At 74.7% G+C, this 13,811-nt stretch carries 11 protein-coding genes and 2 tRNA genes; 7 read left to right on the top strand and 6 right to left on the bottom strand.

Features of this window, described 5'->3' with window-relative positions; translation table 11 throughout:
• Positions 1 to 81: 81 nt before the first annotated feature.
• On the top strand, positions 82 to 1,365 hold the full coding sequence (locus ABD254_RS11550) for an alpha/beta fold hydrolase (RefSeq protein WP_344248568.1): 1,284 nt from the start codon (positions 82 to 84) through the stop codon (positions 1,363 to 1,365).
• Positions 1,362 to 2,819, top strand: coding sequence for an aminopeptidase P family protein (locus ABD254_RS11545; protein ID WP_344248567.1), 1,458 nt, complete (start codon positions 1,362 to 1,364; stop codon positions 2,817 to 2,819). The genes ABD254_RS11550 and ABD254_RS11545 overlap by 4 nt, the downstream gene beginning before the upstream one ends.
• Before the next feature lie 337 nt (positions 2,820 to 3,156).
• On the opposite strand, the gene ABD254_RS11540 is transcribed toward ABD254_RS11545, so the two are convergent.
• The 3 genes from ABD254_RS11540 to ABD254_RS11530 all read right to left on the bottom strand — a co-directional run bounded on the left by ABD254_RS11540 (position 3,157) and on the right by ABD254_RS11530 (position 4,824).
• Entirely contained in the window at positions 3,157 to 4,335 is a 1,179-nt protein-coding gene (locus tag ABD254_RS11540) for a tyrosine-type recombinase/integrase (protein WP_344248566.1), read from the bottom strand.
• A 6-nt stretch (positions 4,336 to 4,341) separates the two neighbouring features.
• Entirely contained in the window at positions 4,342 to 4,566 is a 225-nt protein-coding gene (locus ABD254_RS11535) for a helix-turn-helix transcriptional regulator (RefSeq protein ID WP_344248565.1), read from the bottom strand.
• A 184-nt stretch (positions 4,567 to 4,750) separates the two neighbouring features.
• Positions 4,751 to 4,824 (bottom strand) — tRNA-Pro (locus tag ABD254_RS11530).
• A gap of 167 nt (positions 4,825 to 4,991) precedes the next feature.
• Here ABD254_RS11530 and ABD254_RS11525 point away from each other — a divergent pair.
• The 3 genes from ABD254_RS11525 to epsC all read left to right on the top strand — a co-directional run bounded on the left by ABD254_RS11525 (position 4,992) and on the right by epsC (position 7,095).
• A tRNA-Gly gene (locus ABD254_RS11525) sits at positions 4,992 to 5,062 on the top strand.
• A 418-nt stretch (positions 5,063 to 5,480) separates the two neighbouring features.
• Positions 5,481 to 6,416 (top strand): cysteine synthase A, encoded by a 936-nt coding sequence (cysK, locus tag ABD254_RS11520; protein WP_344248564.1) that lies wholly within the window; start codon positions 5,481 to 5,483, stop codon positions 6,414 to 6,416.
• Between the two features lie 67 nt (positions 6,417 to 6,483).
• Positions 6,484 to 7,095 (top strand): serine O-acetyltransferase EpsC, encoded by a 612-nt coding sequence (gene epsC, locus ABD254_RS11515; protein WP_344248769.1) that lies wholly within the window; start codon positions 6,484 to 6,486, stop codon positions 7,093 to 7,095.
• A 47-nt stretch (positions 7,096 to 7,142) separates the two neighbouring features.
• Here the strand turns inward: epsC and ABD254_RS11510 are convergent, their stop codons facing one another.
• Positions 7,143 to 7,538 (bottom strand): MmcQ/YjbR family DNA-binding protein, encoded by a 396-nt coding sequence (locus tag ABD254_RS11510; RefSeq protein WP_344248563.1) that lies wholly within the window; start codon positions 7,536 to 7,538, stop codon positions 7,143 to 7,145.
• Between the two features lie 61 nt (positions 7,539 to 7,599).
• On the opposite strand from ABD254_RS11510, the gene ABD254_RS11505 reads away from it, so the two are divergent.
• Positions 7,600 to 8,790 carry an LLM class F420-dependent oxidoreductase gene (locus ABD254_RS11505; RefSeq protein WP_344248768.1) on the top strand — a complete coding sequence of 397 codons (1,191 nt, stop codon included), beginning with the start codon at positions 7,600 to 7,602 and terminating at the stop codon, positions 8,788 to 8,790.
• Between the two features lie 20 nt (positions 8,791 to 8,810).
• Here ABD254_RS11505 and ABD254_RS11500 read toward each other — a convergent pair whose 3' ends face one another.
• On the bottom strand, positions 8,811 to 9,251 hold the full coding sequence (locus ABD254_RS11500) for an MGMT family protein (protein ID WP_425553745.1): 441 nt from the start codon (positions 9,249 to 9,251) through the stop codon (positions 8,811 to 8,813).
• A gap of 123 nt (positions 9,252 to 9,374) precedes the next feature.
• Here ABD254_RS11500 and ABD254_RS11495 point away from each other — a divergent pair, with 123 nt between their 5' ends.
• The gene (locus tag ABD254_RS11495; protein ID WP_344248562.1) at positions 9,375 to 10,655 is read left to right on the top strand and encodes a GNAT family N-acetyltransferase; all 1,281 of its coding nucleotides are present in this window, start codon (positions 9,375 to 9,377) and stop codon (positions 10,653 to 10,655) included.
• Positions 10,656 to 10,680: 25 nt separating this feature from the next.
• Here the strand turns inward: ABD254_RS11495 and ABD254_RS11490 are convergent, their stop codons facing one another.
• A complete protein-coding gene (locus ABD254_RS11490; RefSeq protein WP_344248561.1) occupies positions 10,681 to 13,554 on the bottom strand; it encodes a helix-turn-helix transcriptional regulator in 2,874 nt (957 codons plus the stop codon).
• Between the last annotated feature and the right edge of the window lie 257 nt (positions 13,555 to 13,811).

Here is a 13,811-nt window from a genome sequence, read left to right as displayed (position 1 = left end):
CCTGACTCCCGCCCGCACCCGACCGGAGCGGGAGCGGCCGGAGGCCGACGCTCGCCGCCCGGCTGGAGAAGGGACGGCGCGATGACGACCTACCTGCTGCCCGGGCTGCACGTCACGGAGCGCACGGCCGAGGTACCGCTGGACTGGTCGCGGCCCGAGGGCGAGCGCCTCACGATCTTCTGGCGCGAGGTGGTCGACCCCGATCGGCGCGGCGACGACCTTCCCCAGCTCGTCTACCTGCAGGGCGGCCCTGGCGGAGCGTCGCCGCGCCCGACAGACCGCAGCGGCTGGCTCGACGAGGCGCTGAAGACCTACCGCGTGATCCTGCCCGACCAGCGCGGCACCGGGCGCAGCACGCCGGTGGACGGCGAGGTCGTCGCGGCCCGCGGGGATGCCGCCGCGGGGGCCGACTACCTGTCCTGCTTCCGCGCGGACTCGATCGTCGCCGACCTGGAGCACCTGCGGCGCACGGTCTACGGCGGGCGCCGCTGGTCGACCCTCGGGCAGAGCTTCGGCGGCTGGATCACCCTCACGTACCTGTCGACCGCGCCCGAGGGCCTGGCCGCCTGCTACGTCGCCGGCGGCATCCCCGGCACGCCCGCGAGCGCCGACGAGGTCTACCGCCGCACGTTCGAGCGCGTGGCCGCCAAGACGGCGGAGTATTACGCGCGGTACCCGCAGGACGTCGACGCCGTCGCGGCGATCGCCGACCGGCTGGCCGAGGGCGACGTGCTGCTGCCCGACGGCGACGCACTCACCGTCCACCGCTTCCAGTCGATCGGCATCGACCTGGGGATGAAGCCGGGGCCGGAGCGCCTGCACTGGCTGGTGGACGAGGCGTTCGTGCGCCCGGGCAGGCTGTCGCACGGATTCCTCGAGCAGGTGCGGGCGCGCACGTCGTCGGCGGCGGGCCCGCTGTTCTGGACGCTGCAGGAGTCGATCTACGGCGACGGCGCGAACGGGCCGACGGCGTGGGCGGCGCAGCGGGCGCGCGACGCCCGCCCGCAGTTCGGCCCCGACGAGCGCCCGCTGCTGTTCACGGGCGAGATGGCGTTTCCCTGGATGTTCGACGAGGTGCGGCTGCTGCGGCCGTTCGCGCCCGCCGTCCAGGAGCTCGCGGCGCGCTCCGACTGGAGCACGCTCTACGACCCGGCCCGCCTGGCGGCGAACGAGGTGCCCGTGGCGGCGGCCGTGTACTTCGACGACATGTTCGTCGACTCCGGGCTGCAGCTCGACACGCTCTCCCGGCTGGGGAACGCGCGCGCCTGGGTGACCAACGAGTACGAGCACGACGGCATCGGCGACCCCCGGGTGCTGCGGCGCCTGCGGGAGCTCGTCCGCGACGCAGGAGGAGAGCAGCGATGACGCACCACGACCACCAGCAGGACCACTCGCACGCGCACCGGCCGCCCCACTCGGGGAACCGGACGCCACGCCTCACCGAGGTGCCGGCCTTCACCGAGATGATCTCCCAGGGCTGGGGCACCTACGTGGTCGAGGCGCGGGTGCCCGACGGCGCGGCCGAGGCGGCCGCCGCGCACCGGGCGAGGCTGGCCGAGCGCCTGGGTGGCCGGACGGTCGTCGTCGGCGCCGGCCGCGCCCCCGTGCGCAGCAACGATACGTCGTACGACTTCCGGGCCGACAGCGACTTCGTGTGGCTCACGGGCTGCCAGCTCGAGGACGCCGTCGTCGTGCTGCACGGCTCCGAGGCGGTGCTCTACGCGCCGCCGCCGGCCCGACCGGGCGACCCCGCGTTCTTCTCCGACGCGATGCACGGCGAGCTGTGGGTGGGCGCCTCCCCGGGCCTCGGCGAGTGGGAGCGGGCGCTGGGCATCCCCGTGCGGCCGCTCTCGGAACTGGACGCGGCGCTCGCGGCCGGGTCGGGCTGGTGGGCCGGGCGCGCCGTGCCGTCCGACGTCGTGACGCGGCACGGGCTGGAGCGGTCGGCAGAGCTCGCCCGCGCGTGCTCCGACCTGCGCATGGTCAAGGACGCCTGGGAGGTGGCGCAGCTGCGTGCCGCCGTCGACCACACCGTGACCGGCTTCGAGGCCGTGGCGCGCGAGATCCCGGCGGCCGTCCGTTCCGGCGGCGAGCGCTGGCTGCAGGGCACGTTCGACCGGCACGCCCGCACCACGGGCAACGGCCCGGGCTACGCGAGCATCGTCGGCAGCGGGCCGCACGCGCCGACCCTGCACTGGGTGCGCTGCGACGGGCCCGTGCTGCCCGACGCCGCCCTGCTGCTCGACATGGGCGTGGAGACGAACACCCTGTACACGGCCGACGTCACGCGCACCGTGCCGCCGTCGGGCCGGTTCACCGCGGAGCAGCGGGCCGTGCACGACCTCGTGGAGAAGTCCCACCGCGCGGGCATGGCGCACGTGAAGCCGGGCGTGAACTACCTCGACTTCCACTACGCGGCCATGGAGGTGATCGCCCAGGGCCTGCACGACTGGGGCCTGCTGCCCGTGTCGGTCGACGAGGCGCTGTCGCCGCAGGGCCAGCACCACCGCCGGTGGCTGGTGTGCGGCATCGGGCACCACCTGGGCCTGGACGTGCACGACTGCGCCGCGAGCGACTGGCAGGACTACATGGGCGCCGACCTGGAGCCGGGCGTCGTGATGACCGTCGAGCCGGGCCTGTACTTTCACGCCCACGACCTCACCGTGCCGCCGGAGCTGCGCGGCGTCGGCGTGCGGCTGGAGGACGACCTGCTCGTCACCGCCGCCGGCCACGAGGTGCTCTCCGATGCCCTGCCCATCGACGCCACCGGCATCGAGGAGTGGACGGCGAGGCTGCTGCCGGCCGGGGCCGTCGTCTGAGGACGTCCCTGCCGGCCCTGGCGGCAGGGACGAGCATCACAGCGTCCCGCGCGCGCTGGACCGACTCGCCCACCGGGCGGCGCGGACGCGTCGGCCCGCACACGGAGCCAGCTCGAACCCGGTAAATCGGCTCGGCCGATCTCGCTGTGCCTTGGCACACCTCCTGGTGACCCGTCCCGCCATCAGGAGGCCCCGATGCCGAACTTCGACGATCCGGTCGCTTCTGCTGAGGATGCGGCCGAGGCGATGCGCGCACTGGCTCATGCGACCCGCGGGTTCGACGACCCGTCGGACACGTACTGGGCCCTGGGCAACATCCTGGCGATCTCGAGCCGCTTCATCCAGGTGCTCGAGCAGGTCGCGGCCACCCACCGTGACCACATCGGCTCCGCACACGACGACAAGGGTCACCGCACCGCCGGGCGCGCGTTCGGGTTGTCGGCCGCGGAGACCCTGCACAAGGCTGCGATCGTGCAGGCCGAGGCGTTTCGCCGTCTGGAGCAGGCCTCGCAGGCGTCGGGTCGCATCGCCTGGTACCCCGTCGAGCCGGTCTCACGCACGCGCACCCCGCAATGTTGTTCGGCGTCAGCGGAGTGTCATTGCGCGAGAAGAAGACCAGGTGCTCGTCGTCCTTTGCCTCGATCTTTGCTATCCGCACTCGAAGGGCATCGGCCGCAAACTTGGGCAAGACCAACCGCTCGGATGTGGATGTCTTCGCGTGGTCCTGCCGGAACGTCGGCCGATCGCTCAGGGCGATGATCGTGCCGGTGATCACGACCGCTGCCGGCTCCATGTCGAGGATGACGTCGCACTTGCGGATCGCCAGCACCTCCCCGATCCGGGCCGACGTTCCGAGCATGACCTCGATGATCACCTCGAGCTGACCGTCCGGCTTAGGGCCAGGAATGCCACCGCCCGTCCGCCAACCCGAGACGGCGTCCCGCACGGTCTGTACCGTCTCGATGTCCAGCGACTTCGGCTTGCGATTCGGTCGGCGCAGACGCGAGGTTCCACGGACGGGGTTGCGCTCGAGCGCCTCGTAGCGAACCGCCATCCCGAGCGCGAGGTTGAGCACCACCTTCGCCTTCTTCGCCCGGCTGTAGCTCTTCGTCGCCTGCGATCGAAGGAAATGATCGACGCGTCGGACACTCATCTCACGAAGCGTAAAGTCACGGAATGCCGGCAAGACGAGACTGGCCAAGTCCTTCTTGTACCGGTACTTGGTGCTCGCCGAGAGCTCGGCGTCGTCCTCGATGGTCTCCAGCCAGACCTTGGCGAGCCTCTCGAAGGTCGAGTCGGCGGTGATCTCGCCTCGTTCGCCGACCAGGCGGGTCATCTCGGCGATCTTCCGCTTCAGGTTCCGTGTTGCGGCGGCTGGGCTCTCACCGACGGCGCTCATCTTGCGCCGGTTGCCGGCGTCGTCGCGGAGCTTCACGCGTGCCAGGGTCTTGCCGCTTCCCGTCTGTTCGTGCCAGATCTCGCCGAAGGTGCCGAGTGGGGTGCGGGGACGGGGCATCGTCGGTCACCGCCCCTCGAGAGTGCGGTCAGCGTCGCGGTTCTGCTCGAGCCAGGCCCGAACGTCGCTGACGGCGAACTTGAGGTGCCGCCCGACACGGATTCCGCGAGGGCCCTTCGCGTCGACTCGCCAGTCGTAGATGGTGGCGATCGGCACGCCGAGGTACTCGGACAGCTCCTCGGTGTTGATCAGCACCTCAAGGCCTTCAGCTGGGGTGGTGTGGGTCTCCATGCACGCCAGGTGTGCCAGACGATCCGAACCGATCCAGGACGGTCGCCGTCGGTTCGGTCGGACGGGCCCAGCGGCGCTACGCAGACACCCTCGCCACGAGGGTTCTGGTCCAGTTTTGGTCCAGTGCTTCAAATCTCCGGGCTCTCTCGGGTTCGGCAACCCAAGGAATCCCAACGATCTTCGGTCGGGGTGACTGGATTCGAACCAGCGACCCTCTGCTCCCAAAGCAGATGCGCTACCAAGCTGCGCCACACCCCGTGGGCCCGCGCGTGCGGCGCAGGCCCAGGTCAGTGTAGTGCGACGCGGCGGCGGGCGGGGCGCTGCCGCCACGCCGACGTCGGCCCGACGGGGCCCTCGCCTTTGCTAGGGTGAGCCCCGCGTTCCGAAGGACGCCCGGCAACGGCGTGCCGTCCTTCGAGCATCGTGCGGGCGTAGCTCAATGGTAGAGCCCCAGTCTTCCAAACTGGCTACGCGGGTTCGATTCCCGTCGCCCGCTCCCTGAGACGATCCCCGCCGGCCGTTGTGGCCGGCGGGGATCGGCCGTTACGCTCGGTCCCACGTCACATCTCCGCGTCGCCGCGGACCGTGACGACGCACGCGGCCACCGGCCGCCCGGACGGAAGGGACACAGGGATGCGCCACGCGCTCGCCGTCGTCGCCGCCCGTCCCTGCCTCCCCTGCTGCTGCACCTGTCTCTAGAGCGTCCGCGTCACGCCTGACCCGCCCGACGGCGGGCCGCGGCGACCGCGCGACGCTCAGCACCCACGACGCGCACCAGCACTCCTCTCCCCCCGGCCCGAGCGCCGGGGCGCCACCGCTGGCGGCGTCGTCCTCCCCAGGTCATCGTGACGTGCGTAGGCGCACGTCCACCCGCCGGCCGACGCCGGCCCACGCCAGACGACAAGGACACCACCATGGCCCGCATCTACGACGACGCCACCCAGCTCATCGGCCGCACCCCCCTCGTGAAGCTCAACCGCCTCTCCGACGGCCTCGGCGCCACCGTCGTCGCGAAGCTCGAGTTCTACAACCCCGCCAACTCCGTCAAGGACCGCATCGGCGTCTCGATCATCGACGCGGCGGAGGCCGCCGGCGAGCTGCAGCCCGGCGGCACGATCGTCGAGGGGACGTCGGGCAACACCGGCATCGCCCTCGCGTGGGTGGGCGCCGCCCGCGGCTACAAGGTCGTGCTCGCCATGCCCGAGACGATGTCGAAGGAGCGCCGCGCCCTGCTGCGCGCGTACGGGGCGGAGCTCGTGCTCACGCCCGGCGCCGAGGGCATGAAGGGGGCCGTCGCCGCGGCCGAGAAGATCGCGGCGGAGCGGCCCGGCGCCGTCCTCGCCCGGCAGTTCGCCAACGAGGCCAACCCGAAGATCCACCGGGAGACCACCGCCGAGGAGATCTGGGCCGACACCGACGGCGCCGTGGACATCGTGGTGTCCGGCATCGGCACCGGCGGGACAATCACCGGCGTCGGGCAGGTGCTCAAGGAGCGCAAGCCCGAGGTGCAGATCGTGGCGGTCGAGCCGGCCGAGTCGCCCATCCTCACCGGCGGCAGCCCCGGGCCCCACAAGATCCAGGGCCTCGGCGCGAACTTCGTCCCCGAGATCCTCGACACCTCCGTGTACGACGAGGTGATCGACGTCGACGCCGAGACGTCCGTCGACCTCGCGCGCCGCGCGGCGAAGGAGGAGGGCCTGCTGGTCGGCATCTCGTCCGGCGCCGCGATCTCCGGCGCGCTCCAGGTCGCAGCCCGCCCGGAGAACGCCGGCAAGCTGATCGTCGTCGTGATCCCGGACTTCGGCGAGCGGTACCTCTCGACCATCCTCTACGCCGACCTGCTGGACTGACGTGACCGCACCGAGCGCCGCACGCGGGTCCGGGCACGTCGCGGGCGACGACGAGGCCGACCACCCCATGCCCGACGGGCACCGCCCGGGCCTGCGGCACCTGTGCGAGATCCTCCTGGAGGACCTCGACGCCGCGCACGCCCACGACCCCGCGGCGCGCTCGCGCTTCGAGGTCGCGCTGGGCTACCCGGGGGTGCATGCGGTCTGGGTGCACCGCATCAGCCACCGGATGTGGCACCGGCCCGCGCTGCGCCTGCCGGCGCGGCTGGTCTCCCAGCTCGCGCGCTGGCTGACCGGGATCGAGATCCATCCCGGCGCACGCATCGGGCGGCGGCTGTTCATCGACCACGGCATGGGCGTGGTGATCGGGCAGACGACCGTGGTCGGCGACGACTGCGTGCTGTTCCACGGCTCGACCCTGGGCGGGCGGTCCATGACCCGCGGCAAGCGGCACCCGACCCTGGGCGACCGGGTGATGGTGGGCGCGGGCGCGAAGGTCCTGGGCCCGCTGTGGATCGGCGACGACGCGCAGATCGGCGCCAACGCGGTGGTCGTCCGGGACGTCCCCGCGGGGATGGTCGCCGTCGGCGTGCCGGCCCAGGTCCGCACGCCGGGCCACCGCCCCGACCACGGGCAGCACGTGGAGGACGCCTCCGAGCTGCTCGAGTACGTGATCTGAGGGACCCGCGCGGCCCACCGTTCGACGGAACGGTGGGCCGGTCCCGCTCAGCGCAACAGGTCGCGGTGGGCGTCCGCGAGGGCGGCCGGCGCCTTCGCGAACCACGCGTCCACGAGGAGCTCGCGCAGCTCCGGCTCGTCCACGCCATCGAGCCGGACGAGGACGGCCGCATAGCCGTCGAAGTGCGGGATCGTGAAGCAGGCGACCGGGTGGGCGGCGAGCACGGCCTCCTTGTCCTGGAGGTCCTCCGTGGTCACGGCGAGGATCGGGCCGGCGGGGACGGGGGCGTCCCCGTAGCGACGGACGTCCGCCTTGCTGAACTGCCGCTGCCACGCGAAGACGGCGCCACGCACGGCCCACGTGCGCTGGCCGCGGTAACGCTCGCCCTCGGTTACCTCGGGCAGCCGGGACACGTGCCGGGCGACGTCCTCGTAGGTCGGCATCCCTCGACGGTACGACGCCACCGGGGCTCGGGCTAGGGTGGGCGCAGCAGTACCCGAGACGCTGGGTTTCGGGTACTACGTCCCGACTCGACGAGGAGCGTCCGCCTTGACCACCCTGCGCATCGGCATCCAGACCGGCTACTGGTCCCGCAAGCCCCCGAAGGGCATCGTGCCCGCGCTGGTCGCCGCCGAGGCGCTCGGGCTCGACTCGGTCTGGACGGCGGAGGCGTACGGGTCGGACGCCTTCACCCCGCTCGCATGGTGGGGGTCGCGCACCCGCCGGCTGCGGCTCGGCACCGGCATCGCGCAGATGGCGGCGCGCACCCCGACCGCCACCGCGATGCAGGCGATCACCCTGGACCACCTCTCCGGCGGGCGGTTCGTGCTGGGGCTCGGGGCGTCGGGGCCGCAGGTCGTCGAGGGCTGGTACGGGCAGCCCTACCGCCGGCCGCTGGCCCGCACGCGCGAGTACGTGGACGTCGTGCGGCAGGTGTTCACCCGCGAGCGTCCGGTCACCGCGGACGGCGACTTCTACCGCCTCCCGCTGCCCGCCGACGCCCCGGGTGCCACCGGGCTCGGCAAGGCGCTCAAGCCCACCGTGCACCCGCGCCGCGCGGACATCCCGATCGTGCTCGCGGCCCAGGGGCCCAAGAACGTCGCCCTCGCCGCCGAGATCGCCGACGGGTGGATGGCCGGCTTCTACGCCCCGCGCGCCGACGCCGAGCACCGAGAGCTGCTGGCGGCCGGGTTCGCGCAGCGCTCAGGCGAGCGCACGCCGTCGTCTCGGTTCGAGGTGCTCGCGACCGTCCCCGTCGTGGTGCGCGACGACGTCGAGGCCGCTGCGGACGTGATCCGGCCGCACATCGCCCTGTACGCGGGCGGCATGGGGTCGAAGGAGGCGAACTTCCACAAGGCCTCGCTCGACCGCCTCGGCTACGCGGAGGCGCTCGACGAGGTGCAGGACCTGTACCTCGCCGGCCGCAAGGAGGACGCGGCGCGGGCCGTGCCCACCGAGCTGGTCGAGGAGATCGCGCTGGTGGGGCCGGCGGAGAAGGTGGCCCGCGACCTCGCCCGTTGGGACGGCACCGCCCTGACCACCGCGCTGCTGCAGGGCGACCCGTCGTCCGTGCTCACCGTGCTCGCGGCGGCACAGGGGTCGCGGCGCGACGCCGACGGCGGCACGCCGGTGAGCGCGCGGGTCCGGGCCACGGCCGGCACCTGGGCCGCGAAGGTGGCGCCGACGAAGGCCTGAACCGCCGTCGACCCCCGCGCTCAGTCCTCGTCGGGGAACCAGACGGCGCGACGCAGGTCCACCCGGCGGCCGTCGCGGGTCAGCGGGCATCCCTCGGCCCGCAGCGCGTCGAGCGCCGCGGTGAGATGGCGCGCCGGCGGGGAGCCGGCGGCGTTGACGACCCGCCACCAAGGGACGGGGTGGTTGTCCTGCACCGGCCCGACCACCGCCGCCCCCTCGGGCACGAGGTGCGCGTACCGGTCGCCCGAACCGGCCATGACGTTGCCGACCTGGCGCGGGCCGCCGCGCCCGAGCCGCTCTCCGACGATCTCGGCGATCAGCCCGTAGGTCATGGCACGCCCGGACGGGATGCGGCGCGCGAGGTCGAGCACGGCGGCCGCATACTCCTCGACGGGGTCGGGGGCCGTGCGCGCCCGCGAGGCGTCCGGGCCGGCGGGATCGGTGTCGTCGTGATCGGGCACGACGGCGACCCTACGCGCGGGCTCCGTCGTCGGCACGAAGAGCCCCGCGCGCCAGCCGGAGCTCGCCCCGCTCCCGGGCTCTTCCCCTGGCGACCGCGGTCGGCGGCGGCGAGGATCGCGACCATGACCACGTCCCTGCCCGACGGCTACCGGTTCCGCCAGCTCGCCTCCGACGACCTCCGCGCCCTGCTCGAGCTCGACACGTGGGCGTTCCCCGAGTCGCAGCCGGTCGACGAGCTCGCGAAGCTCCCCTCGCCCATCACCTGGGAGCGCGCGGTCGGCGTCGAGGCCGACGACGCCGACGGGCTGGCGGGTGTGCACGCCTCCTACCCCTTCAGCCGGTTCCCGGTGCCGGGCGCCGAGCTGCCCGTCGCGGGCCTCACGTGGGTCGGCGTGCACCCGCAGCACCGGCGCCGCGGGCTCCTGACGGCGATGATGGACCTGCACCTGGCCCGCTGCCGCGAGCGCGGCGAGCCCTTGTCCGCGCTCTTCGCCGCCGAGACGGCGATCTACGGGCGCTTCGGCTACGGCAAGGCCGCCGACGACCTCCGCGTGCAGGTCCCGCGCGGGGCGGAGCTCCGCGACGTGCCGGGCGCCGACGCCCACACGGTCCGGATCGAGCACGCCGACCGGGCGCGCCACGGCGACCTCGTCGACCGGGTGCACCGCGCAGCGGGGGCCGACGCGGGCGGGACGGGCGTCAACCGCCCCGGCTGGGCGACGCGCGAGACCTCCGAGCTGCAGGCGGCCTTCTGGGACGACCCGGCGTTCTGGCGCGAGGGTCGCGAGTCGCGCCGGATCGTCGTCGTCGAGCGGGCCGGCGAGCCGCGCGGTTACGCCACGTTCCGGCGCAAGGTCGAGTGGCAGGTGTCCGGGCCGCGGGGCAGCGCCACCACGGGCGAGGTGGTCGCCCTCGACGCGGCCGCCTCGCGCGCCCTGTGGGGGGTGCTCCTCGACCTGGACCTCATGGCCACCACCGAGCCGATGCTGCTGCCCGTCGACGACCCGATCACCACGCTGCTCGTCGACCCGCGCACGGCCGGACCGAAGGTGACGGACAACGTGTGGGTGCGCGTCGTCGACCTGCCGGCGGCCCTCGCCGGACGGCGGTACCAGGCCGACGTCGACGTGGTGCTCGGCGTCACAGACCACCGGCTGTCCGACAACGCCGGCGCGTGGCGGCTGCGGGCCGCCGCGTTCGGCGAGGCGACGTGCGAGCGCGCGGACGCCGCGCCCGACCTGGAGCTGGACGTCCGGGAGCTCGGCGCCGCCTACCTCGGCGGGACGTCGCTCACGTCCCAGGCGGCGGCGGGCCTCGTCACCGAGCGCACGCCCGGCGCGCTCGCGCACGCGGGCGCCGCGTTCGGGTGGCCCGTCGCACCCGCCTGCAGCTGGGTGTTCTGAGCCGGGCTCGACGCGGGGCGTCACCTCAGCGCACACCGAGCCGGTGCGCCAGTGCCGACCGCGTCGCGGCGCCGAGCTTGCGCCGCGCCGCCGCGACGTGCTTCTCCACCGTGCGCGGGGAGAGATGCAGCTCCCGGGCGATCTCCCGGTCGGTCCGCCCCACCGCGGCGAGCGCGGCGACCTCCTGCTCGCGGGGCGAGAGCTCCTCCCCGTAGCCCCGACGGCCGCCGCGGTGCCTCGCCGGTGCCGCGATCCCCGCGGACCGCGCGGTCCGTGCGGCGCGGGCCTCGTCCCAGGTCGCGCCCAGCGTGCGGTAGGTGTCGAGGGCCGCGGTCAGCAGCGCCGGCGCCCCGGGGTCGCCGGCGTCCAGGAGGCAACCGCCGGCGAGCTCCCGGGTCATGGCCGCCTCGTAGCGGCAGCCCCGACGGTCGTACGCGGTCGCCGCCTCGAGCAGGGTCGCGGCGGCCCGTTCCCACTCGCGTGCCCCGCGCTCGACGAGCCCGGTGGCGTGCCGCTCGGCCGCGCGGGCCAGGGGCACGTCCAGGCCGACCAGGTCGCGCGCGAGGTCCCCCACGACCGCGGCCGCCGCGTCGGCCTCCCCGACCCTGAGCGCGGTCCCGACCCAGAACGGGAGGACCCGCACCGCCGGCGCCAGCAGCCCGCTGCCCCGGGCGTGGTCGAGCACCCGCCGGCCCAGGTCGAACGCGTCCGCCGGGCGGTCGCGCGCCGCGAGGAGCCGGATCAGCGCGCCGGCGGGGATCGGCCGGAGGTCGGCGGCGTCGCGTTCCCGCACCGCCCGCTCGAGCAGTCGTTCGGCGCGCACGAGGTCGCCTCGCGCGAGGGCGAGCGAGCCGCGCAGCGCGTCGGTGGCCACCCGGACCGACGGATACGCCCCCGCGTTGCGGGCCAGCACCAGCAGCCGCCGGTCGAGCCCGTCCCACCGGCCGGTGCAGTAGTCGATCGCCGCCGCGGTCCGGCGCACCCGCAGGGCGATCCCCGGCCCGGCCTCGCTCGCCGCCGCGTCCGGGACGGCGCCGATCAGGTCGCGCGCCAGGTCGTGGTGCCCGCTGTACGCCGCGTCGGCCGCGACCGACTCGAACGCGCTCGTCTCACGACGCCCCGCGGGGACGCCGCCCGTCGTGCCGACCATGTCGTCCACCCGTGCACGCCAGGCCGGGTCGCCCATCGCCACGAGGACCATCGCCGCCTTGCCCCACAGGAACACACGGTCCGGGCCGGCGGCGACGGCGGGCACCGCCGCGAGCGAACGGTGCAGCCATCGCCTGGTCTCGTCGGGCCGACGGCCCGGATAGGTCGGCTCACCGAGGCCCACCATGGCCCAGGCCTGCAGGTCGGGGCGGTCGCCGAGGTCGTCGACGGCCCGCAGATAGTGCTCGCGTCGCGACTGCGGGTCGCGGTCCACCTGGGAGCGCAGCAGGGCGATCGCCAGGTGCAGCTCCCCACGGTCCGACCGGTCCCCTGCCAGGCCCGTCGCCCGCTCGAGCAGGTCGAGCACCTCCGGCCCCGTGTGGATCGACCGCACCGCGGCGCGGCCGAGCCGGACGGCGGTCTCGGCCCACCGGTCGTCCGGCAGCGGGCCGTGCCGCAGCAGGTCCTCGAGCAGGCGCGCCGCCCGCCCGTCGTCGCCGCGCTCCACGGCCTCCTGCGCAGCGCGCTCGACGGCGACCGCCCAGGCGTCGAGCTGGCCCGCGTGCCACCGGTGCGGCGCGACCCGGGCCGGCTCCGCGCCCAGGCGTTCGAGCACGTCGGCCGCGCGGGCGTGCAGGCGGATCCGACGAAGCCGAGGGACGGCGTCGTGCACGGCCTCGGCGGCGAGCGGGTGCCGGAAGCCCGGCTCCGCGCCGTGCTCGACGAGGACGCCTGCCCGCAGCGCCTCCTCGATCGCCTCGAGCGCGGACTCCTCCGTCGTCGAGGCGCAGGCGGCCAGGACGTCGACCGTGGTCGGGCGGTGCAACACCGCCGCGACGTCGACGATCCTCCGGGCCTGGGGGGACAGGGCCCGGGCCCGGGCAAGCACCGCCTCGCGGACCACCTCGGGCACGGTCGACGGGCCGGGGCGCAGGGCGACGGTCTCGTCGTCCCCGACGAGCAGGCCCTGGTCGGCGAGCGCGCCGACCAGCTCCTCGACGACCAGCGGCACGCCGCCGGACCGTTCGTGCAGCCCTTCGGCGACGTCGTCCGGGAGCAGCTCCGCGTCCGTCAGGGACGCCGCCAGCTGACGGGTGCCGTCCACGGAGAGCGGGCCCAGCCGGAGGGTCGCGCGGTGCACCGCGCGCGCGTGCGCGATCAGGTCCGGCAGGGGCGTGCGCTGCTCGTCGTCGCGGAACGTGACCACGAGGCCCAGGCCGGGAGGCGGGTCCGCGGCGAGGTAGCCGACGAGCTCGAGCGTCAGGTCGTCGGCCCGGTCGACGTCCTCGAGCACCACCACCACGTCGCCGAGCGCGCCGACGACCTCCCGGACCGCGCGCAGGACCCGGTGCCGCGCGGTGTCCACGTCGCCCGGCGGGCCGGCGTCCGGCGGCAGGACGTCGCAGAGCTCGGGCAGCCACGGGCGCAGCGCCCCCGCGACCGCCGGCAGAGCGAGGGTCGCGAGGGTCGCGGCGTGGTGCCGCAGGCCTTCGACCAGCGGCCCCAGCGGCACCGGCACCCGCGCCCAGCGGCTCGACCCGACGACCGCGTGCCGGCACACGCCGGGGGTCGTCACCGCGGCACGCACCAGGCGGGTCTTGCCGATCCCCGCCTCGCCGGACACCACGACGAGTGCCGGCCGGCGGGTCAGCGCGCCGACGAGCACGGACATCTCCTCGTCCCTCCCGACGAACGGCGCCCGCGGGCCGCCCGGCCCCGACGCGCCGTCCGGGCCCGACCACGTAGGCACCGGCGCTCCTCTCGTCGTGCTCATCGTCGACGATCCGGCGCCCCGGGCGGCCGCAGGCCCCGCCGCGGGACGCGGCGAGAATCCGACATGGCGGGACCTCGTCACCACGGCTGGGGGAAATCCCCCATGGCAACCGCGCCCGCCGGCCTCCAGGGTGAGCGCGGAGCGGTCCAGCTCCCCGCGGCTCGCCCGCCCTACTGCTGGAGGTCACATGTCGTCTCGGTGGTCCAGACTCTCGGCCCGGAGCGGGACGCGTC

Source organism: Isoptericola hypogeus (assembly GCF_039531145.1).
GTDB lineage: Bacteria > Actinomycetota > Actinomycetes > Actinomycetales > Cellulomonadaceae > Isoptericola > Isoptericola hypogeus.
This window is presented reverse-complemented; position numbering and strand designations above follow the sequence as displayed.